This window comes from Desulfovibrio sp. (assembly GCF_019424165.1).
Classification (GTDB): domain Bacteria; phylum Desulfobacterota; class Desulfovibrionia; order Desulfovibrionales; family Desulfovibrionaceae; genus Desulfovibrio.
This window is the reverse complement of the sequence record NZ_JAHZAA010000027.1, coordinates 1-21,044: the sequence shown is the minus strand read 5'-3', so window position 1 is coordinate 21,044 and position 21,044 is coordinate 1. Positions and strand designations below refer to the sequence as shown.

Genomic DNA, 21,044 nt, shown 5'->3' with positions numbered 1-21,044 from the left:
ACGCAAGTCTTCCGGCACATGGCTCATATCTTCAAGTTCAATTCTTCCGGCTCGATCTGGCGCAGCAATTCTACTACGGGATGTTCGGATCGTGGGGGAGCCGCTTGCAGAACAGGCATGTCTTCTTCGGGCCTGGTTGCGGGCAGGTCAATACCGGGCAGGCACACCGCCGAAACAACCGCTTTTCGCGCCACATCACGGCCGCGTTCCAGATTGGCCAGAATGGCTCTGGCACGTTGTACCACGGGGCCAGGCACGCCGGCCAGCCTTGCCACCTCAACGCCGTAACTTCTGTCCGCAGGGCCGGGAACAAGCTTGTGCAGGAAAAGAATGTCGCCGCTGTACTCACTGATGGCGATGTTCATCGTAAAAACGCCATCTATCCTGCCTTCAAGGGCGGTGAGCTCGTGGTAGTGCGTGGCAAAAAGCGTACGTAATTCTCCCTGAGCCCGGCGGGAAAGGTCTTCAACCATGGCCCAAGCCAGAGCCACCCCGTCATAGGTGCTGGTGCCGCGGCCGATTTCGTCCAGAATAATAAGGCTGCGCTTTGTGGCTTGACGCAGAATGCGCGCGGTCTCCATCATTTCCACCATAAAGGTGCTCTGGCCCTGTGCCAGATTGTCAGAAGCGCCCACGCGAGAGAAAAGTCTGTCCACAAGGCCGAGCCGTGCGGATGTGGCAGGAACCATTGACCCCATCTGCGCCAGAAGGCATATGATGGCAACCTGGCGCAATACGGTGGATTTACCCGCCATGTTGGGGCCGGTAAGCAGGCACAGGCGGCGTTTTTCATCCAGCTTGAAGTCGTTGGGAACAAAATTGGCACGGCCGATCATGGCCTCTACCACGGGGTGTCGCCCTTCACGAATGGTCAGGCTGGCGTCAGTTTCAAGCTCGGGCCTGCACCAGTTGTTCAGACGGCCTACCTGCGCAAGGCTTTGCCAGTAATCAAGATGCGCTATCAACTGAGCCATGTGGGCAATACGTTCTCGCTGTTCGGCCATATGCTGGCGCAAATCCTGAAACAAGGAATATTCCAGTGCCTTGCGCTTGTCTGAAGCGGAAAGCAGTTCTTCCTCAAGGTCTTTCAGAGCCTCGGTGGTAAAGCGCTCGGCATTGGCAAGGCTTTGGCGGCGGATGAAGTGGTAGGGTACAGTGCCGCTGTGGGCTGCCCGTGACACTTCAAAATAGTAGCCAAACACACGGTTATAGCCCAGCTTGAGCTTAGCAATGCCTGTGGTTGCCTGTTCTTCGGCCAGCATGGCCTGTAGTTTCTGTTCGCCGTGCTCGGCCAGGTCCAGCAGCCTGTCCAGTTCGGCGTTATAGCCGCTTTTAAAAAGTCCTCCGTCAGTAATGACCGGGGGAGGGCTGTCTACAAGAGCGCTTTGCAGAAGTTGTGTGCAGTCCTCCATAGTGTCCCAGGTCTTGAGAAGCTCGCTCAGGGCACGGGGCTGTGCAACGCTGCTTTCTTGCGAAGAGCTTTCTGCGGTGTCTTTTTCCTGATCGGGGCGCAGCAAGAGGGACGTTGCTGGCTCGGTAAGAACGGCAAAAACTTGCGGCAGGGCGGCCAGACTGTTGCGCAGCGCTATAAAGTCGCGCGGGCTGCCCTGATTGAGGCTGATGCGCGTGGAAAGGCGTTCCATATCGTATACGCCGTTAAGAGCTTCGCGCAGTGCGGTCCGGCGGCCGTCATCGGCATAAAACCAGTCCACAGCGTCCTGTATGCGAACAATGGGGGCAGTTTCCCGCCAGGGGTGGCGCAACATGTCTTCCAGCAGGCGGCCGCCCATAGGCGTCATGGTGTCGTCCAGCACGTGGCGCAAGGTTCCCTTGCCCTTGCGCCCGTTCAGGCGGGTGAAAATTTCCAGATTGCGCTCTGTAACTTCGTCAACAATGAGTCTGCGGCTCAAATCCAGGCGCTGAAAAGGTTGCAAGTGTTCGGGGCTGCGCATTTGTGTTTGCGCAAGATATGCAAGCAATGCACCGCACGCGCGCATGATCTCATCGCGGCCTTCAAGGCCAAGAGCTGCGGCTTCACGCACTCCTTGCGCCGCCAGCACGCGCTCGGTAGAGCGTTTGAGATCAAAGCGGCTGACGGGCAGGCGCACAAGGCGTACACCTTCAAGCAACGTACGGGCGGGTGGCTGAAAACCTTCAGGAACAAGAAGTTCGCGCGGGGCCATTTTTTGCACCCACTGCCATAGCTCCGCCTGTCGTCTGAAGTCCACGCCCGACCATTGACCGGTGGAAACATCCAGCCATGCAAAGCCGCCCTTTTCCGCATCGTTTCCGGGGTAGAGCGCGCCAAGGTAGTTATGGCTTTTGGTGTTCAGGTTGGCGTCATCAAGCACGGTTCCGGGAGTCTTGACGCTGGTTACAGCCCTTTTTACCAGTCCTTTTGCGGTTTTTGGATCTTCTACCTGATCGCAGATGGCAATATGATAGCCCTTGTCAACAAGCTGCGCCACGTAGGTATCCACGGCATGCCAGGGAACGCCGCACATGGGAATGGGATTGTTCGGGTCCTTGCTGCGGCTGGTGAGAGTTATCTGCAGTTCACGCGCCGCAAGCTCGGCATCACCAAAAAAAAGTTCATAAAAGTCGCCCATGCGATAAAAAAGCAGAGCATCAGGGTAATCAGCCTTGATGCTCATGTAGTGCTCAAACATGGGGGTCATCTTGAAAGTGGGTTCAGACATGGCAGTGCTTCATGGCAAAAGGAGTACGGGATTCGTGTTAGAAACAGCGGAGCAGGCCACGCGATACGTGTTGGCTGCTTGTCAGGGTCAGGAGCAAGGGATTCTTCCGCGGTTGAAACCGGGGCGGCCACAACCGGAACAGGCTGCGCGGCATCGGTCTTTTCCTTGTTCCTATGAAAAAAGCTCCGCTTTGCGGTTTCCATGTCGGCCTTTTTGCGCAGCTGGGCCATTTCGCGTTCAAGGCTGCTGATGTGCCACTTGTGCTTCATCAGACGGGCCGAGAGGTTGAGCTTGTCCCATACAAGGAAACTCAGGGTAAGCAGGGAGCCCAGGGCAAAAGCCACAATCACCAGAAAATAAAACGGCAACGGGATGGAATGCATGGGCGGAATAAAGAAAAGGTGAAGCGTCAACACCATGTCCTGTGAAAGAGGACCCTGATTCTGAAAAAAGAACACCAGGGCAAGAAAAAAGACGATGGCCAGCAAGAGAACCTTGATATACCGCATAGACACACTCCTCTCAGGCTAAAGCTATCTCAAAAAATTCACGGGCTTTTTGAGAATGCCGCCCGCCCATGAGGGGCATAGCTTGCGCCCTCCAGCCGAATTTTTCACGCCGCCCGGCGTAAAAAACACTTCCTTCGCCACTGATTCCGTCAACTGTTTCGCTGCGGACTGCAACCTTCCTGATGGGGCGAGGAACCGGCGCTGTATGGCTCCCCAGCCAAAGCGCCATGCGTGAAATATGGTTTCAATGCCGCGTAGCTGCGGCTTAGATGCTCAGGCATTGTACGCACTTCGTCAAAGACCGCCATAAAAGACGAGTCTCCGTTCCAACGCGGTACCAGGTGAAAATGCATGTGTTCCCTGATTCCGGCTCCGGCAGCCTCACCCTGGTTGAGACCGATATTGATACCTTCACAGTTAAAGTGTTTCTTTAATATTGTGGCGCAAGTTTGAAGAAGGTCCATAACTTCATGGGCTTCATTGGTGTTCAGGTCGGCAAGGTTCATGACGTGCCTGTACGGACAAACCATAACATGCCCGTTATTATACGGAAACTTGTTCATGATTACAAAGGCATGCTGTCCTCTGTAAAGGACGAGGCGCTGTTCGTCCTCCTGTGTGCCGGTGGGAAGACAGAACACACAGGTGTCTGGTTTTGGTCCAAGAATGTACTCAATACGCCAAGGTGCCCACAATTGTTTCATAGTTTTTTTCTATACACCGCTTGATGATCAGGAGCAAGTGGAAAACCCGTCTGGCATAAAATGTTGATGTGTAATATGAGCAATATATTCAGTGTATTATGTGCACATTAAATTCAATCAAAGTGGGTTGTCCGCAGGCCTGCACCCGCGCGAAAACCGTTTTTTGATTAATTGTTGCGCATGGCTGGTACAAGCTTTTTTTCTTCGTCTTTTGTTCTATTACGGGCCAGGCTGCGTGCAAGCGCCAGTTGTTCTTCCCGCCCTGGTGTTTCGCCGTCAAGTTTGGCCTGAAGCACCGAACGCAGGATTTGGCTGAAAAGAGGCCCGGGCGACAGGCCCATATTTTTAAGGTCTTCGCCGGTGATGTCCACTTTTTCATGACGCCACTGAGTAATATAGCGAGACAGTTTTTTCTGCAGGCTTTCATCATTGGTTTCGGCCATAAGGTAGAGCAGGGACTCCAGCGACAGAGGGGCCAGTAGTCCGTAGAGGGCGCTCACCTTGAATTCCTGGGCGCTCTGGTGTTTTTGCAGACTTTCCAGGCGTCCTCTCACGGTACGCATCTGTTCTCGCTGGCCCAGGATGTCATTTCTTTTGTTTTCTGGCAGCCCCAGCCGCCGGTAAAGCACGGATGTCTCCGCATAGGGCAGGCCATGGCAAAGCCCGAAAAAATATACGAGCCAGGGTTGAGGCATTTTTTCAAAATATAGAAGGCGATACCAGGACAGCATGTCCTGAAGTTCTTCGAGTATATTTCTCTTCCCTGGTGTAAGCGTCAACTGTTGTGCGATGGCCGGCAGTATGCCCAGTTGGTCCAACCGTTCAAGGCAGGCCAGCGGGTTGTCTTCATCACAAATCAGCTTGAATTCATGAAAAAGGCGTGGTCCGCTGAGCCTGTCCATCAACTTGAGCCCCAGAGCATTTTTAATAAGCTTTTCCGAGCCTGCGCCTATGCGAAAATCATAGCGTTGCTCAAAGCGCACCGCGCGCAGGCAGCGTGTAGGATCTTCAACAAAACTCAGGGTATGAAGTACTCGTATAATGCGCTCTTTTATATCTCTCTGCCCGCCGAAAAAGTCCACGAGCTGCCCGAATGGAGAGCTGTCCAGTCGCACGGCCAGGGCATTTATGGAAAAATCGCGTCGAAACAGGTCCATTTTAATGGAAGACAGCTCCACTGTAGGCAAGGCAGCGGGATACTCATAATACTCAAGCCTGGCAGTAGCCACATCGATACGTGATTCGTGGCCTTCGGCATCTTTGAAGATGACCACGGAAGTCAGAAATTCCTGATGTTCGCGCACTCTTCCGCCAAGCTGCGCGGCCAGTGCCTTGGCCAGAGCTATGCCGTTGCCCTCCACCACCAGATCGATATCCTGATTGGCCCTGTTAAGCAGAAGGTCACGAACAAAGCCGCCCACAGCATAGACGGGCAAGCCCAGGTCGCGGCCAAGCTGGCCTGCCAGATGGAGCAGGTTTTTTGCGGAAGCGGGCAAACGGTCCTGTATGAGCTTGCCCACATGCCGCTCCTTGCTGGAGGAATGCTTCAGCACGGGCAGGGTGCCGGGCTCGTGGGCGAAAACATTGATAAGGTCGGTACGCGTCACAACGCCGATGACATCTTCATCTTCGATAATGGGTACCAGGCGTTGCCGTGCTCCGACAATGGCTGCGGTAAGGTCTTTAAGCACCGCTTCCGGCGGCAAGGTTTGGATGCGTCGCTGCATATAATCTTCCACACTGGCGGCCCCAAGTCCGTGGGCGCTGGCGCGCGAGGCTGTCTGGGCGTCCAGCAGCCCCTCACATTTTCGTGTGCCGGGTATGAAGACAGGTACCGCCTTGAGTCCGAAGTGCATCATCAGTTCATCCGCCTGGCGTATGGTCGCTGTCGATTCAACGCCTACAGCAGGGGATGACATGTATTCACGTGCCGTCTTGTCAGGTTGTGCCTGCGCGTAGAGTTGCCGCAGAATGGCATCGCGTACTTCATGCAGGGTCATGTGCCGCACAGAGGCCGATGCCGCATAAACATGCCCGCCGCCGCCCAAAGCCGCGCAGATATCGCCCACATTGACAGTATCGCTGCGGCTGCGGGCCACAACCTGTATACGGTCTCCCATGAGGCCAATGGCAAAAAGAACAATGAATTTCTCCATTTCCATAAGCCGATGCGCGAGGTAGGCAAAATCGCCCAGATAATGCTCCATGGATGCTTCGGCCAGAACTACCTGGGTTCCATTGATGGTGTAGGATTGGGCCGATTCCAGAAGGCTGTTGAGCGCCTGTATGTGCAGGCTGGTCAGTTCATGGGCCGCCAGATCATTTATGCGGTTGACTTCCATGCCCTGACCAAGCAGCCACGCGGCAGCTTCAAAGTCAGCCGTTGTCGTGGATGAATACGTGAAGGAGCCGGTGTCGCCATAAATGCCGAGACCCAGCAGGGTGGCATCTTCTGCTTCAAGGCGAATACCGGCTTCGCGCAGGTGCTGCACTATAAGGCTTGTGACAGAGCCTATGGAGGCGAAATACAGCTTGTCGGGAGTAATGTCGTCGCCTGATTCCGGATGATGGTCCCATATTTCCACGCGTACATCCGGGCGATCCAGCAAGGGGGCCACATGGCTGACCCTGCCGCGCTGGCGCGTATCAACCAGTACCAGCCGGTCAAATGAATTCCAGTCCAGTTCCGCGCTGGTGGCAAAACTGTAGGCTTTGGTATCAAGGGCGGCGTAAAGTTTTTGCAGGCCGCGTTCCTGACTGCCCGGAAAAAGCAGAACGTGCGGTCTGTACAGATGGCGGGCGGCCAGCATGGCGGCAAAGGCGTCAAAGTCCGCATTGGCATGGCAGGTTATCAGCGTGGCTTTGGCAGCGCTCACATGGCTCACATCTGGCTCCGGGGATGGAATTTGCGGTGGATGCCACGCAGGCGTTCTGCCTGTACATGGGTATATATTTCTGTAGCGCTGATGTCGGCATGCCCGAGCAATAATTGCACTGCCCGCAGGTCCGCGCCGCCTTCAAGCAGGTGTGTGGCAAAAGAATGGCGGAATGTGTGGGGAGAAACAGGGCGGCGTATGCCTGCCTCCAGCGCATATTTCTTTACCATCTTCCAGATATACTGCCGTGTCAGCGCGCGGCCGGAACGATTGACGAAAAGCTGATTGCCTGTGGGCGAAAAAGCTGGCCGCCAATCGCGGATGTAGTTTTCAAGCATGCTCTGCATAAGGCCATGCAGCGGCACAAGGCGTTCTTTGGCACCCTTGCCGAAAACACGTACCAGCCCGCGCTGAAGGTCCAGATCGGGCAAACACAGGTCGCACAGCTCAGACACCCGCAAGCCGGCGGCGTAGAGCAGTTCGAGCATGCAGCGGTCGCGCTGCCCGCCTCTGTCTCGCATGTCGGGCCGTGCCAGAAGGGCTTCCATTTCATCCCGGCTCAGTACTTCGGGCAGGTATTGGGGCAGTTTGGGATTGTCCAGCAACTGCGCCGGATTATTTTTTATGACGCTTTCCTGTACGGCAAAATCGAAAAAAGCCCGCAGTGCTGAAAGGCGGCGCGCCAATGTCCGCCCAGTATTCTGCCGGGCGCGTAACCATGCAAGGTAAAGGAATATTTCCTGTTCGTCGGGCTGTAAGCTTATTGCTTCGCCCTGGGCCAGTTCCTGACGAAAAAGAAAAAAGTTTTCAAGGTCTTGCCCGTAGGAGGTAACGGTCTGGGGTGACAGGCCCCGCTGAGCCAGCAGATAATCCTGCCATAGCGGCAGCAGAGGGGCCAGAGGACAGAAAAATGATGGGGCCGTGTCTTGCTTGATCATACCCGTATGCTAGCCGCCTTGTGCCGGACGGGCAAGTTTTTTACATATCCCCCAACCGGATGCGGGCAAAAGGGCTTGTGCAGAGGCTTTTGTTCCCTTTGCGCCTGTGCTATCCACAGCGGCGTATTGACGAGGACGGAATACTTCATGCTTGAAATGCCCGCAGGGATTTGAACAGATTATTACCGCAGAGCAGGCAAAGGCAAACTTTGTCCGTTGTAAACGGCAAGTTCACGCGTTTATGATCGAACAAATATCCATCGGAAGGGGAGTGGCTATGCCCGAAAACTCGTCGGGAAAAGGGCTCCAGGCTTATGTATGCCTTGGATCCAATTGCGCAAATGCGGAGGAGATGCTGGCACGCGCCCGGCAGGGGCTGGCCGCCTTGCCGCACATACGCACAGGGGCGGCGTCGCCTCTCTACTGCACCGAGCCACAGGGGTACGCGGATCAATCCTGGTTTTTCAACCAGGTGATAGAACTTTTTGCCGATGCTTCCTGGACGCCGTGCTCTCTTGTGGATGCCCTGCTGGACATTGAAGCAGACCTTGGCCGGGTGCGCAGCGCTGATCCGGCGCTGCGCTTTGGACCGAGAGCCATTGACGCCGATCTGCTGCTGTTCGGCCAGATGCGCAGCCAAGACCCTCACTGCCTTGTGCCGCATCCCCGCCTGACGCAGAGGGCCTTTGCCCTCGTACCACTGCTTGATGTTGCCCCACATGCCGTTATTGACGGCTTACCCGCTACGGAATGGCTCTCGCGCCTACAGTACAAAAAGGACGGGCAGAGAATTTTTCAGTGACTGGAAGAGGGCCCTGTGATAATCTTGCCCACGGCTTTCATGAATGTTGACGGAAGCCGCACCAGAGCCGTACGCGCCCGTGCCCTGCACGGACCTAAGGAGCATGACAGATGTGGAAGTGGCTAATTCTTATTCTGGCGGGCTACGCCCTTTATCGTCTTTTTGCCAACGACGTGCTGAAAAAGAAAAAAGAAAACAAAGAGGACAACGCTGCTGAACTGGAGCGCAAGATAGCTGCGGGCGAAATGGTCAAAGATCCAGAATGCGGAACCTATGTTGCTGTTGAGGGCAATATTTCTGTGCGTGACGGAGAAACCATCCATCGTTTCTGTAGCTACGAATGCCGCGATAAATTTTTGCAGCGCCTTGAAGAGAGCGGCCGCGAACTTCCTCCACGCGAATAAGACACAATATATCCATTACATTTCACGGGTGAGAAACAGCTTTCTGGCTGGTTTTTCACCCGTATTTTGCGTTCAGGCTCCAGCACGGCATTGGCACAAAGATTTTATATCGCTTAGTTGCGGCCGCGGCTCTGGATATTTTGAGGCGGACCTTTCATAGCATTTTCAGGGGGCCACCCCGGTGCGCCTTGCGGGCGCGGGACTGATTTTCGTGAAAACCGGCTTCACTGATCAGGCGGACGCGGGCAAGCCCGCGTCCGCCTGATGGTTCGGCAGTCACTCTGCGCGCTCAGCGCAATTTGCTATTATTTCAGTAAAAACGGCCTACGTCACGCCACAAAGTTTTTTGGCAAAGTCCGACTGGTCCTGAAGGTCTCCAAGCCGCAGAATGCCTTGCTCCCGCGCCATTTCTCTGGCTATGGCCATGAAAAGGCGGATGCGGTTCAACTGATTGGCCTCACTGCTGCCGGGATCGTAATCAATGGCCATTATATTGGCCTGGGGCGCCATCCGGCGTACAGTTTTGAATATCCCGCGGCCCACCACATGGTTAGGCAGGCAGCCGAAGGGCTGCAGGCAAAGAATGTCTTTTGCGCCATGGTTAAGAAATTCCAGCATTTCCGCAGGTAAAAGCCAGCCTTCGCCTGCGGCATTGCCCAATGAAAGCATGGTTTCACCCATGCGGGCCAAGGTGTCCACATGGGCCACCGGCATGACTCTTTCTGCCAGAGGTGAGCGGGCAAGGGCCTGTCGCATGCTTTTGCGCAGACTTTCCACCTTTCTGATGACCAGAGCGCTGCCAAGGGCATCCAGGGCGCTGCCGCCCTGACGCTGCCAGTCGTATATGGAATCCCGCAAGCAATAGAGCATGAAGTTTGTGATATCCGGCAACAGCGGTTCGCCGCCTTCCTGACGGATGATGTCAACAATATGCCGATTGGCGTCCGGGTGGTAGGTGAGCAGAATTTCACCCACAACCGCAACGCGCGGGCGGCGCCCGGAATCCAGTGGTATCTGCTCAAAGTCGCGTACAAGGCGATCCATACTGTGACGGAATGCCCTGTCATCACCCTGCCTCACTATGGGCGAAAGAACGCGGAGCCAGTGGGCTGTCCGGTCTTCTGTATCGCCGGGGCGCCGTTCATAGGTCTGGGTAAAAAGCGAAAGACGCTGCAGCATGTCGCCCCCGAGCATGCCAAGCAGCATGCGGTGGAGCATGCCGCGGCTGGGCCTGAATCCGGGATGCCCCTCTGTTCCCGCGGTGCTCAAGGTAAGGATGGGGACGGAATCCATGCCGCATTCCAGCAGTGCCTTGCGCAGCAGAGCCGGATAATTACTGGCGCGGCAGGGGCCGCAGGTTTGCGAGAGCAAAAGCGCCACCCGCTGCGGGTCATACTCGCCGCTTTGCAAGGCGTGCAGCAGTTGGCCGATGGCCACGATAGCGGGATAACAGGCGTCATTGTTTACATACGCCTGCCCAAGGCTGATAGCCTCAGGGCTTACATGAGGCAGCAGTTTGATGCTGTGGCCGCTGCCTGCGACGCCTTCCGTGATCAGGGAAAAATGCAACGGGGCCATCTGTGGAACAAGAATGAGCCGTGACTGAGCGTCTTTTTTGGTAAAGACAGGCGGGGGCGACGGGGCCGCGTGGACGGCGAGTTGTTCGCCGCGTCCCTGGGCCACGGCCAGCAAGGAGCGAATGCGAATGCGCGCCGAAGCCAGAGCGTTTCCTTCGTCCATTTTGATCAGGGTGTAGAGCTTGCCGCATTCCTGCAACTGCTCGCGCACCTGGTCTGATGTGATGGCATCAAGCCCGCAGCCGAATGACGTAAGCTGCACGAGTTCAACGCGGGCTTTTCCGTGTTCCGTCTGGCCCGCCCATGCCGCTGCCCGGTAAAGACGTGCGGGATAGGTCCACTGGTTTCGTACGCGCAGGCCAGGTACTGAAGTTTTCTGAAGCCACGTCCGGGGCAAGCAGTCTTCGCTCAAAACCGTGGCTCCAAGCGAGGCTATGAAGTCCGGCAGGCCATGATGAACCTGGGGATCGGCATGGTAAGGCCGTCCTGCCAGAATAACCAGCGTTCCTCCCTGGCGGCTTGTAGCGCCATACAGCTTTTTTGCTTCTTGCCGGAGTTCATTCAGGTAGTTTTCCTGCTCACGCCGCGCGGTTTTTATGGCGGCACGCACCTCTCCCCTGGGCAGGCCCATTTCCTGGCAGAGATTGCGGACAAGGGATGAGGTATGGTTGAGATTGACGAAAGGGGCGTACATGGCGACCTTGCCTGCGGCAAGTTCAGGCAGGTTTTCACGCACAACCTGGGGGTAACCACAGGCAACAGGGCAGGAAAATGCATCGCACATTTCATCAAATTCTTTGGATTCACGCGGGATGCAGGGCAGAAAGATATGTTTTGCACCGGCCTCAATAAGGGCAAGCACATGCCCATGCGCCAGTTTGGCCGGGTAGCAGACACTCTGGGAAGGCACAGAGGCCAGCCCACGAGCGAACAGGGCGCGATTTGTGGGAGGAGAAAGCTCCACCCTGTAGCCAAGCTCTGTAAACAGGGTGAACCAGAAGGGGTAATGCGAGTAAATAGTGAGTACACGCGGTATGCCTAAAATGCCGCGCGGGGCATTTTCCACAGGCAGCGGTTCATAGTTGAACAGGCGGCGGTACTTCCAGTCATAAATATTGGGGGCTTTTTCAGCTTTTTTGTTGCCGCTATTGGCAAACTTGTCGCAACGATTGCCTGAAAAGTGCCGTTCACCATGTGAAAAGCGCGTTTCAGTGAGAAGACAATTGTTGCCGCAGTCGCGGCAGCGAAAACTGCGGCTGCGCATTTCAAGGCCGCGTATGCGTTCAGCCGTTATGGGCGAATGGTGCTCTTCATGAGCGGGTCGGGCTTCAAGCGCTGTCAGGGCTGCGCCATAAGCCCCCATAAGACCAGATGAAACCGGGCGATGCACAGGATGGCCGAGGGTGCGCTCCATTGCGCAAAGCAGGGCATCATTGAGAAAAGATCCGCCCTGTACCACCACATGCTGGCCCAGTTCATCCACATTTTTTATGCGCAAAACCTTGTCAAGAGCATTGCGCACAACAGAGTAACACAGGCCCGCGGCAATGTCGGCGGCCTTCATGCCTTCTTTTTGTGCCTGGGTAACTTTGGAATTCATGAATACCGTGCAGCGCGAACCGAGGTCGGCCGGGTGTTCGGCGTAAAGGGCCGCCTGAACAAATTCATCCATACCCATGCCAAGCCCTATGGCAAAGCTTTCAAGAAAAGCTCCGCAGCCGGCAGAGCAGGCTTCATTAAGACTTACGTTGGTTATAACACCGTTTTCAGCCTTGAGACACTTCATGTCCTGTCCGCCAATATCAATGACGTAGCTGACTTCCGGCACAATGCGATGGGCCGCCTTGAAGTGTGCCAGGGTTTCAACCGTGACACAGTCCAGTTTCAGGGCCGCTTCGGCAAGCTGAGCGCCATAGCCTGTGGCGGCCGTACCCGCAAGCCAGGCCTGCGGCGGAATCTGTTCAAGCATGTCTGCCAGGGGCGGTAAAAGAACCTGTAGCGAGTGGCTGCCATTGGATACGTAGCATGACGCCAACAGGCATTGCCGGCTGTCCATAAGGGCGGCTTTGACCGTGGTGGAACCCAGGTCAAGCCCGAGGTATAATGGACCTTTAGCTTCGTTGAGGGCTGCCCGGGGCAGCTTGTCGTCAGAATGACGTTTTTTGAAGGTTTCGTATTCGTCCTGGTGGGAAAAAAAGCGGGGGAGGGCCTTGGTAAGCGGACTGGCTCGTTCGCGCGACAGGCTCCGGGCTTGCCCGGCCAGGGCATCCAGGCGCACCAGCGATACTTCAGCCTGCATACCTGCCACGCACAAGGCTGCTCCGTGCGCAGCCGCGCACTGCGCATGGGGCAGATGGGCGATGTCTTCTTCGCCCAGGCTCAGCGCCTTGATGAACAGTTTTTTTAACTCCGGCAAAAAATGTAGCGGCCCACCAAGGAAAGCCACCGTTCCCTCGATGGGGCGGCCACAGGCCAGACCACCAATGGTTTGTTCCACCACGGCCTGGAAGATGGAGGCGGCAATATCTTCGCGTGCCACTCCGCCATTCAGCAAGGGGACGATATCAGTCTTGGCGAAAACACCACAGCGAGATGCAATGGGGTAAAGGGTGGTGTGGCGCGATGCCAGTTCGTTGAGGCCCTGCGCATCTGTATTGAGCAGACGGGCCATCTGGTCGATAAAAGCGCCTGTGCCGCCCGCGCAGGACTCATTCATGCGCAGCTCCACATCCTGCCCCAGGTAGAGCAGTTTGGCGTCTTCACCACCCAGCTCCACAGCCACACTGGTATGCGGGGCGGCGGCAGCCACAGCTCGGGCCGTGGCAAGCAGTTCCTGCACGAAAGGCAGGCCAAGCGCTTCGCCAAGGTCCAGAGCTCCTGAGCCTGTGATGGCGCATCGCACTGGTAATAAGGGATATTTTTGTGCCATCTCGTCTAGAAGAGCAGACAAAGTGGCTCTGACAGCAGTTCCATGACGACGATACATGGTTTCAATAACCACGCCTTCGCCGTCCAGAAGTGCCAGTTTGACAGTGGTGGAACCTATGTCCAGACCAAGAAATGCCGCAGGATGTGGAGACACAAGTAAGTCCTCACATTTCTGTGTGTTAATGGGGATTGACAAATCGAGCCTTTCATAAGGAAAATCCTTGATTATGGAAAAGCCGTGATATTTTCCAGCTATACAATCAAGATATACTGCATGCTGTGTTAAATACAAGCCCCTGATTGCCACAAAAAACGCCGTGCCTTTCGCAAGAGCCGGTTGGTCCGGTCTCTGTGCAAAAGGCACGGCTTGAGCATTGTCACAGGCGCTTTTTTATTGTGCCATGGATGCCTCGATGCGGCTGGTGATGTTGTCACGTATCCATTTGGGATCAAGCCATTCGAGGGGGGTTACCTCAACGCCGCCCACCATAATGCCGAAGTGCAGATGGTCGCCGAAAGCGAGGCCGGTAGTGCCTGTATGCCCGATGGTATGGCCTTTTTGCACCACATCGCCCGCGTTGACCATCGAGTCGTTAAGGTGGGAATAGAGAGACATGAGCCCAAGGCCGTGGTCAATGACCACAATATTGCCGTAGATGCCCAGGTCACCGCTGAATATTATGCGACCGCTGTTGGCGGCAGGCACGTCATCGTTACGAACAGAGGCCAGGTCAAAGCCCAGATGGTAGGATTCGCCCACAAGTTTGCCCTGATAATTATAAAAGCGGTGATCTGCATATCCGGCGCGCGGGGCAGAGCGGGGCATGCGCTGGAAAACGCCGCTCCACAGCATGGCTGATGCCGTGTCCTTGCTGATATTGCGCAGGTCTTCCACGTTGGCGGCGCGTACCTGATTGTTGATGTACAGGTAGCATTCCAGCGGATTGGATGCATTTGGCGCAAGATGCCGCAGCTTGTTCTCCACGTTCAGCAAAAAGTTGTCGCTCAGTTCAAGGCTGTCGCTTTTGAACGTGCGCTCAAAAGCCATAACTGTCAGACGGTTTTTGGTGACGTTGCCCGCCAGGTCGGTGGCTGTGATCTCCACGCTGTTCTTGTAGTCCTTGGCGGTCATGGTGTAAGGAAAAGGGAAGAAGCAGATGTAGCTGCCATCTTTTTGCAGGTAGCCCGGCACAAAATAACCGGCCACCAGCACACCGCTGTTGGTGACGTCTTCGTCAACCGTATAACGGACAACCGCAGCACCGCCACGGCGAACGTTGGGCGGCAGAGTTTTGACGGATATGCGCGGAGGTTGCGTGTCCAGACGCATAGGAAGCTGCACTGTGCGGGTATTGCCTTGCCCAAAGCCGGCCAAAGAGCCGTCCGTTGCACGCACCTCAAGATCAAAGGCCCCCTCACGCAGGTTGGCGTCTTTCAGGGGAACCTCCACAGTGCGCTCTGGCAGGTACTGATCAAAATGTTTGTTGAAAATAACGTTGAGAACGTTATTCTTTCGGACGCCAACTGTAATAGACCGAATTCCTGAAGGATCCTTCATGCTGACCGTAAGCACGCTGGCGGGGGAAACTCTGCCGGTGTTGGGTGAAACGTCAATAACAGGCCCTTCAAGGTCCTTAAAGAATGTGTAGCCGCCGACGCCAAGAGCAACGACGACTAAAATACCCAATACCGATGAAAACATACTTTTTTTTCGCATTACAGGCTCCTCATTAAACTCCGTAAAGCCTTGCATAAAGAAAGCCAAGTTTCAAGGAAAAGTCTGGAACTTTTATAACGTCCCGTTAAAGCCGCAGAGCACATTGACTTGACGGGCAAAATCTGTTTTCACTTCCGCAGTATGCAACACGCCAAGTACACAGGCCCAGCGCCAGCACGCACACGCAGCCCCATGGTGGACCCCAAACGCCTGCGGCGGCGTATGGTGCGTGAACAACTTGAAGCCAGAGGCATAAACGATGCCGAGGTGCTGGCCGCCATGGCGGCTGTGCCGCGTCATCTGTTCGTGCAAGAAGCGCTGCGCGCCCAGGCGTATGAGGACACCCCGCTGCCCATCGGCTACGGCCAGACCATCTCGCAGCCGTATGTGGTGGCGCTTATGAGCCAGTTGCTTGAAGTGCGCCGCGGCCTACGTGTGCTGGAAATCGGCACGGGTTCGGGATATCAGGCAGCGGTGCTGGCAACGATGGGCTGCACTGTTTTTACAGTGGAGCGTTTACGCGAGCTGTACCAGGATACAGGAAACCTCCTGCGGCAACTGGGCCTGCGCGGCATACACATGCAGCGTCGGGACGGCACGCTGGGCATGCCCGAGGCCGCCCCTTTTGACAGGATTATCGTCACGGCAGGCGGGCCGGAAGTGCCGCGCCCCCTGACGGATCAGCTTGATGAGGGCGGTATTCTGCTTATTCCCGTGGGACCACGCCCCCGCGCACAGCGGCTCATGCGTTTTCGCAAGGAGCAGGGCCGCATGACCGGGGAAGACCTCGGCCCCGCCATTTTTGTGGACCTGGTGGGCGACCACGGCTGGTAGCACGGCCCCCTCGCCACCAACAACAAGGAGATGTCATGGCTTCCTGTTCCTCCTGTTCTTCATCTTCCTCCTGTCCAAGCGCCACGGGCAAGGGTGGAGACGGAAAATGCAGTGATCCTGTCGCCCGGCAGGACAAAATCATCGCCGACAGGCTCGGGCATATCCGGCACAAGCTTTTTGTCATGAGCGGCAAGGGCGGGGTGGGTAAAAGTTCCGTCACCGTCAACACTGCGGCAGCCTTGGCCCGGCGTGGTTTCAAGGTGGGCATTCTCGATGTAGACCTGCATGGCCCCAGCGTACCCAACCTGCTGGGTCTCACAAGCACCGTCGAGATGGATCCCGGCGGCGAGCTTATGCTGCCGGCGGCGTATAACGAAAACCTGTCTGTCATCTCTATGGACTCGCTGCTGCAGGACAAGGATCAGGCCATCCTGTGGCGCGGACCGAAAAAAACAGCCGCTATCAGGCAGTTCATTTCGGACGTGAAGTGGGGCGATCTTGATTTTCTGCTCATTGACTCGCCTCCAGGTACTGGCGATGAGCATATGACCGTCATGCAGTCCATTCCTGACGCACTTTGTGTGGTCGTGACCACGCCGCAGGAAATTTCTCTGGCGGATGTGCGCAAGGCCATCAATTTTCTTCAATATACCAACTCAAATGTTCTTGGCGTTGTGGAAAATATGAGCGGTCTTGTGTGTCCGCACTGTCATCAGGAAATTGATCTTTTCAAAAAAGGCGGCGGCGAAGACCTCGCAAAGCGCTACGGACTCAAGTTCCTTGGAGCCGTACCCCTGGATCCCACCACGGTGGTCGCTGCGGACCGCGGGGTTCCTGTGGTGTATCTTGAGTCGGAAAGCCCGGCCAAAGCAGCCTTTCTTCAGTTGGCAGACACCATTGCCGACGCCTGCGACAATAGCCTTGAGGCTCTGGCCACCTCACACACCTAAAAGAATGGCCCTGCCCCGTTTGACGCCGGTTCGCCGCAGTGCATAAGCTGTTTTCAGCAGTTTGGGCAGTAAGGCCAGCGGAAAAGTGGGAGGGGTATTTTTTGCAGTAAAAAACTCTCCTGTCGGATTGCGCAGCCCGGCAGGAGAGTTTTTCTTCTTTTCTCTCGTCTGCTTTTATGTTATTTGGACAAAAATTCTCCGGGAGAGTCAAAATAAATACAATGCTTAACCTTGCTAATAAAATTACGCTGTTACGTATTCTTATGACCCCTCTGGTGGTTTTACTTCTTTACTTTGAAGGTCCAACGGTGTGCAAGATCGCGGCCTTGGCCTTTATTTTTGCTTCAGTTACTGACTGGGCTGACGGTTATGTGGCCCGGCGTTCCAATATGGTTACCAGCATGGGCAAGTTCCTGGACCCGCTGGCCGACAAGGTGCTCATCTGCTCTGTGCTCATTATGTTTGTCCAGCTCGGCTGGACTGAGGCCTGGGTTGTGATCATTATGGTTTGCCGGGAGCTTGTGGTCACAGGCCTTCGCGCTATTGCCATTGACGAAGGCATCGTGCTTGCTGCGGACAAGTTCGGCAAGGCCAAGACGATTCTGCAGATTTTTGCGATTGTTCCCCTGACCCTGCATTATCCCCTGTGGGGTATGGACCCGCAACCCATAGGGCAGGTGCTGCTGTACGCCGCCCTGGCGCTGGCGCTTATTTCCGGCAGCAACTATTGCTATGATTTCTACCGTCGCACCCGCGAGCGCAAGGATTCCGGCAAGGCATGAGCAAGCTGCAGATACGCCTCAAAAACTGCATCCAGACCATACTGGAACTGGAGCCGGACATGAAAGCCGGAGTGTGGGGGCGGTATTTCGATTCAGAATTGAACTCTCTCAAAGACTACCTTTCTCAGGTTGACCAGATGGATCTGGCTGAAGAGGATGTCCAGCGGCTTGAAAACGCTACCGCAACATTTCTTGCGGAACTGAAACTTTCCCGCAAGGGCAAAACTCAAAAAAGACGGCTTTTGCAATAATGTTCTGGCGTTCTTTCATACTTGTGGTTCTGGGCCTGATCAGTGTAGTGCTTTTCAGCCGTATGGTCTGGGGTCCTACCGGGCTGCTTGAGTATCGTGAGCTCAAACGGCAGTACGCCGCTCTCGAAACGCAGATAGCCGGTCTGGATGCGGAAAATATGGCTCTCAGCCGTGAAATCCGCCTTTTGCAGTCTGACAACCAGTATGTGGAGAAAGTCATCCGGCAGCGCCTGCATTATGTGCGGGACAATGAGGTACTTTACCTTTTTGACACATCGGCCAAGCCCCATCGGGAGCCGTAGTATATGACAGAAAAAATTGAGTGGTATAAAGAAGTTTTGGATCTGGAACCCAACTCCAAGGTCTTTTTTCCGCTGGCACGTCTGCTGGCGGAAGCACGGCGGACCGATGAGGCTGTAGAGGTTCTGGAGCGGGGCTTGAAACGGCACGACGAATTTCTTGAAGCCCGCATATTTCTGATTGAGCTGCTCTACAAAGCGGGAGAACAGGCCGCCTGTGAAAAACAGGTCGAAAAACTCAGTAAGATGCTCACGGCTTATGCCGGTTTCTGGCAGGCTTGGGCAGCTAGCCTGGCCTCGGAAGCCCATTCTCCGGATGCCGCGGCCGTCATGAATTTTCTGGCGCTCAACTTTGCCCGTGGGCCGGTATCCTTGCAAGAGGTGATGGAGCGGGGCGTTAACAGCCTTCTTGGTCAGGATGTCCCAAGCAGCACTGTACATCGCCAGCCAAAGAAAAATGAAACTCCCGGCAATGCCAGTGGTGCATCAAAAGACGTTAAAGCTTCACTTGAAGATGAAGGCGCGGCTGCTTTCGGCAGCCAGCCTGCAAGTTCTTTCCTTGACCATAAGGCCGCAATCGCACCGCATTCAGACAGCTCTGAACAATCCGCCGATTTGCCTGAAGACAGCTTGGCAAAGGCTGTTCCTGTGGATGACACGCTTTCTGCTGTCCACTCCGCGCATCAGCATCTGGCGCATGAACATTTGACACACGACGAGCTTGCGACTTTTGATCCTGACAAGGCCTTGGATGAGGTCTTGCCGCCGCAGTCTGATCATACGACTGCTTATGAGGCTTCTCCGGTAGCAGAAGAAGCCACAATTGCGCCGGATACCGCGGTAGAAGATCCTTCTGCCCATGGCGATGAAGGAAACGAGGAAGGAGAAGAGCGGTTTTCTTTGCGCACCCGCTCCATGGCCGAAGTTCTGGCCGAGCAGGGTGACACCAAAGGGGCGCTGGATATTTATCACGAGCTGGCCGCCGCTGCCACAGCGCCGGAGGAAAGTGCCGACCTGCGCCAGAGGATAGCAACCCTGAACGCACGGCTGGGCAGCGCACAGGCGGAAGAGCCAGCTCCGGATACCGCCACGCCTGAGGCGGCAAGCGGCAAAGACAAACTCATAAGCATGCTTGAGGCGCTGGCAGAACGTGTTGAGGCCAGGGCGCACAGCTGACAAATTTTAAGACCTATTTATCTGTACCGCCAGAGCGCTGAAAGGCTCTGCTCGCTGTCTGACGGCGCTTTATCATTCGTGCGGAGTTGTCCGGCAATAATGCATGGCTGCTCTAAAGCTGAGGGAGAACACGGTGTTCAAATCATATCTGCGGAACATACTCATGCTGGCAGCTGCCGCTTTTCTTGTTGCAGGTTGCAGCTCGTACCAGCCAACCAAAAATGCATGGAAGTCCACCAAAGGATTCTGGAATACCTATGTCAGTCCGCCTGCTTCGGTGGATTATGACGAAAAGGGTGAACTTTCGCCGCAGGCTTTGGCCCTGACTCATAGTATGATGGGTATTGATGTGGAGCTGAGCCGCCTTGAGCGCGTTATGCTCAACGCCGACAAGCCGCCCACGCGTGACTGGATTGTCACGTTCTTCAACAGCTTCCCCTGGGTCAGCGGTTTCGCGGGCGTCAAGTACGACGGCAGCATCCTTGGTCAGGAGCCTGCCAACCCCATGAAGCAGCTTGATTTTATCCCTCTGCTTTATGAAGATAAAAAACAGAGCAGCCGTGCCTTGCGGGCCGATGTGCAGCCTTCTCCTCTGGGGCCGGAGGTCTTGCTGGCCGCTCCTTTGTATGACGGGGTAGATTTTTTGGGTGTGGTGGCAACTTATTTTGACATGCGCGCACTCATGCAATATTCCGGCAGCCCGGAAAACGTGGTTATTCTTTCTCCCCAGGCTCTGTTGTGGCCTGGCAAGTATGATTTCGCGGCCACGCCTCTGGCTGGTGTAAACTGGGATGAAGCCGTTACCAAAAGTTCTTCCGGCACATGCACCAACGTAAACGGCACGTTCTATTATCTTGTTCGTTACCTGGGCAATCTGCCCCTTGTTTTTGCCGTTGCTGAAAAAGGCAGCTTCCCTGAAGGTGGCGGCAGTGTGGATCAGGGGCTGGCGTTTTTCCCAAAAGAACGGGAAAAGCTGCCACCGCCTCCCCAACCCGAACGCAAGCGCAAGAATCTCGACGGCCCTGCCATGGCTGTGCCGACACCCGGCGATGCTGTTGCCGCCGAAGGCGAAGCGCCGCGGCCTGCGGGCACTCCTTCCCACGACCTCCAGCCCGGCAGCCACGACAGTGTGCTGCTCAAGAACAAGCGCGCAGAGAAGGGCAGGGTTCAGGAACGTCAGCTTGAAGGAGAAAACGTACCCGTGGAAAGAGCGCAGCGGCCTCGCCGTGCGGCTCCCGCCCCGCAACCTGCCGGTCTTGGCTTGCCAGCGGATATGGATGCCGGCAGACCGAGTCCCTTTGGTCCTCGCGAAGAGAGGCCGACGGTAGTCATGCCGAGTCCTTTCGGTCCCCGTGCAGATGAGGCAGGGGAAGACAAGACCGGAACTGCCGCTGAAGAAACCGGCAAGGCAAGCTCTGCCCCTGTGGACGAAGCCGCCAAAACTCCAGCGCCCGCCACGGAAAAACCGGCTGAAAAATCCGTACCGGAAGAAACCGGTGCTGTTTCCCCATCCGGTGACGTGCCGGACAACAGCGCCGCTCCGACCACGTTGCCGGGCGGGCGTCCAAGTCCCTTCGGGCCACGGAACTGACGCATAT

At 55.7% G+C, this 21,044-nt stretch carries 16 protein-coding genes; 9 read left to right on the top strand and 7 right to left on the bottom strand.

The annotated features are described in order from the left end of the window. Positions 1–23 precede the first annotated feature (23 nt). The 5 genes from mutS to xerD form a co-directional block, all read right to left on the bottom strand. Positions 24–2,699 carry a DNA mismatch repair protein MutS gene (mutS, locus tag QZ377_RS09385; protein ID WP_291440897.1) on the bottom strand — a complete coding sequence of 892 codons (2,676 nt, stop codon included), beginning with the start codon at positions 2,697–2,699 and terminating at the stop codon, positions 24–26. Next, positions 2,675–3,208 (bottom strand): LapA family protein, encoded by a 534-nt coding sequence (locus QZ377_RS09380; RefSeq protein ID WP_291440896.1) that lies wholly within the window; start codon positions 3,206–3,208, stop codon positions 2,675–2,677. Before QZ377_RS09380 ends, mutS begins: the two co-directional genes overlap by 25 nt. Positions 3,209–3,357: 149 nt before the next feature. Further along, positions 3,358–3,912 carry an HIT domain-containing protein gene (locus QZ377_RS09375; RefSeq protein WP_291440895.1) on the bottom strand — a complete coding sequence of 185 codons (555 nt, stop codon included), beginning with the start codon at positions 3,910–3,912 and terminating at the stop codon, positions 3,358–3,360. Positions 3,913–4,079: 167 nt separating this feature from the next. Further along, on the bottom strand, positions 4,080–6,797 hold the full coding sequence (locus tag QZ377_RS09370) for a CBS domain-containing protein (protein ID WP_291440894.1): 2,718 nt from the start codon (positions 6,795–6,797) through the stop codon (positions 4,080–4,082). Beyond that, entirely contained in the window at positions 6,794–7,726 is a 933-nt protein-coding gene (xerD, locus tag QZ377_RS09365) for a site-specific tyrosine recombinase XerD (protein ID WP_291440893.1), read from the bottom strand. Before xerD ends, QZ377_RS09370 begins: the two co-directional genes overlap by 4 nt. Before the next feature lie 241 nt (positions 7,727–7,967). Here xerD and folK point away from each other — a divergent pair, with 241 nt between their 5' ends. Together folK and QZ377_RS09355 are read left to right on the top strand one after the other, a co-directional pair. Then, on the top strand, positions 7,968–8,528 hold the full coding sequence (folK, locus tag QZ377_RS09360; protein WP_365854791.1) for a 2-amino-4-hydroxy-6-hydroxymethyldihydropteridine diphosphokinase: 561 nt from the start codon (positions 7,968–7,970) through the stop codon (positions 8,526–8,528). 110 nt (positions 8,529–8,638) lie between these two features. After that, complete coding sequence (locus QZ377_RS09355; protein WP_291440891.1) at positions 8,639–8,932, top strand: transcriptional regulator; 294 nt, start codon at positions 8,639–8,641, stop codon at positions 8,930–8,932. A gap of 324 nt (positions 8,933–9,256) precedes the next feature. Here the strand turns inward: QZ377_RS09355 and QZ377_RS09350 are convergent, their stop codons facing one another. Continuing rightward, positions 9,257–13,591, bottom strand: a complete 4,335-nt coding sequence (locus QZ377_RS09350) for an acyl-CoA dehydratase activase (RefSeq protein ID WP_291440890.1) — start codon at positions 13,589–13,591, stop codon at positions 9,257–9,259. Between the two features lie 237 nt (positions 13,592–13,828). Continuing rightward, positions 13,829–15,154 carry a M23 family metallopeptidase gene (locus tag QZ377_RS09345; RefSeq protein ID WP_291440889.1) on the bottom strand — a complete coding sequence of 442 codons (1,326 nt, stop codon included), beginning with the start codon at positions 15,152–15,154 and terminating at the stop codon, positions 13,829–13,831. A 192-nt stretch (positions 15,155–15,346) separates the two neighbouring features. Here QZ377_RS09345 and QZ377_RS09340 point away from each other — a divergent pair, with 192 nt between their 5' ends. The 7 genes from QZ377_RS09340 to QZ377_RS09310 all read left to right on the top strand — a co-directional run bounded on the left by QZ377_RS09340 (position 15,347) and on the right by QZ377_RS09310 (position 21,037). Continuing rightward, entirely contained in the window at positions 15,347–15,988 is a 642-nt protein-coding gene (locus QZ377_RS09340) for a protein-L-isoaspartate(D-aspartate) O-methyltransferase (protein ID WP_291440888.1), read from the top strand. A gap of 35 nt (positions 15,989–16,023) precedes the next feature. Then, a complete protein-coding gene (locus QZ377_RS09335) occupies positions 16,024–16,938 on the top strand; it encodes an Mrp/NBP35 family ATP-binding protein (RefSeq protein ID WP_291440887.1) in 915 nt (304 codons plus the stop codon). A 221-nt stretch (positions 16,939–17,159) separates the two neighbouring features. Beyond that, a complete protein-coding gene (gene pgsA / locus QZ377_RS09330; RefSeq protein ID WP_291440886.1) occupies positions 17,160–17,720 on the top strand; it encodes a CDP-diacylglycerol--glycerol-3-phosphate 3-phosphatidyltransferase in 561 nt (186 codons plus the stop codon). Beyond that, positions 17,717–17,971 (top strand): hypothetical protein, encoded by a 255-nt coding sequence (locus QZ377_RS09325; protein WP_291440885.1) that lies wholly within the window; start codon positions 17,717–17,719, stop codon positions 17,969–17,971. The genes pgsA and QZ377_RS09325 overlap by 4 nt, the downstream gene beginning before the upstream one ends. Next, positions 17,971–18,273, top strand: coding sequence for a septum formation initiator family protein (locus QZ377_RS09320; RefSeq protein WP_291440884.1), 303 nt, complete (start codon positions 17,971–17,973; stop codon positions 18,271–18,273). Before QZ377_RS09325 ends, QZ377_RS09320 begins: the two co-directional genes overlap by 1 nt. Before the next feature lie 3 nt (positions 18,274–18,276). Beyond that, on the top strand, positions 18,277–19,446 hold the full coding sequence (locus QZ377_RS09315) for a tetratricopeptide repeat protein (protein ID WP_291440883.1): 1,170 nt from the start codon (positions 18,277–18,279) through the stop codon (positions 19,444–19,446). A 163-nt stretch (positions 19,447–19,609) separates the two neighbouring features. Next, positions 19,610–21,037 carry a hypothetical protein gene (locus tag QZ377_RS09310; RefSeq protein WP_291440882.1) on the top strand — a complete coding sequence of 476 codons (1,428 nt, stop codon included), beginning with the start codon at positions 19,610–19,612 and terminating at the stop codon, positions 21,035–21,037. The last annotated feature ends 7 nt before the right edge of the window (positions 21,038–21,044 follow it).

Excerpts from the sequence above, each read along its gene's own strand:
- mutS (WP_291440897.1), bottom strand. The coding sequence starts at position 2,699 with ATGTCTGAACCCACTTTCAAGATGACCCCCATGTTTGAGCACTACATG.
- QZ377_RS09315 (WP_291440883.1), top strand. The coding sequence starts at position 18,277 with ATGACAGAAAAAATTGAGTGGTATAAAGAAGTTTTGGATCTGGAACCC.
- QZ377_RS09345 (WP_291440889.1), bottom strand. The coding sequence starts at position 15,154 with ATGCGAAAAAAAAGTATGTTTTCATCGGTATTGGGTATTTTAGTCGTC.
- QZ377_RS09335 (WP_291440887.1), top strand. The coding sequence starts at position 16,024 with ATGGCTTCCTGTTCCTCCTGTTCTTCATCTTCCTCCTGTCCAAGCGCC.
- QZ377_RS09340 (WP_291440888.1), top strand. The coding sequence starts at position 15,347 with ATGGTGGACCCCAAACGCCTGCGGCGGCGTATGGTGCGTGAACAACTT.
- folK (WP_365854791.1), top strand. The coding sequence starts at position 7,968 with ATGATCGAACAAATATCCATCGGAAGGGGAGTGGCTATGCCCGAAAAC.
- QZ377_RS09380 (WP_291440896.1), bottom strand. The coding sequence starts at position 3,208 with ATGCGGTATATCAAGGTTCTCTTGCTGGCCATCGTCTTTTTTCTTGCC.
- QZ377_RS09310 (WP_291440882.1), top strand. The coding sequence starts at position 19,610 with ATGCTGGCAGCTGCCGCTTTTCTTGTTGCAGGTTGCAGCTCGTACCAG.
- xerD (WP_291440893.1), bottom strand. The coding sequence starts at position 7,726 with ATGATCAAGCAAGACACGGCCCCATCATTTTTCTGTCCTCTGGCCCCT.
- QZ377_RS09320 (WP_291440884.1), top strand. The coding sequence starts at position 17,971 with ATGTTCTGGCGTTCTTTCATACTTGTGGTTCTGGGCCTGATCAGTGTA.
- QZ377_RS09375 (WP_291440895.1), bottom strand. The coding sequence starts at position 3,912 with ATGAAACAATTGTGGGCACCTTGGCGTATTGAGTACATTCTTGGACCA.
- QZ377_RS09325 (WP_291440885.1), top strand. The coding sequence starts at position 17,717 with ATGAGCAAGCTGCAGATACGCCTCAAAAACTGCATCCAGACCATACTG.
- pgsA (WP_291440886.1), top strand. The coding sequence starts at position 17,160 with ATGCTTAACCTTGCTAATAAAATTACGCTGTTACGTATTCTTATGACC.
- QZ377_RS09355 (WP_291440891.1), top strand. The coding sequence starts at position 8,639 with ATGTGGAAGTGGCTAATTCTTATTCTGGCGGGCTACGCCCTTTATCGT.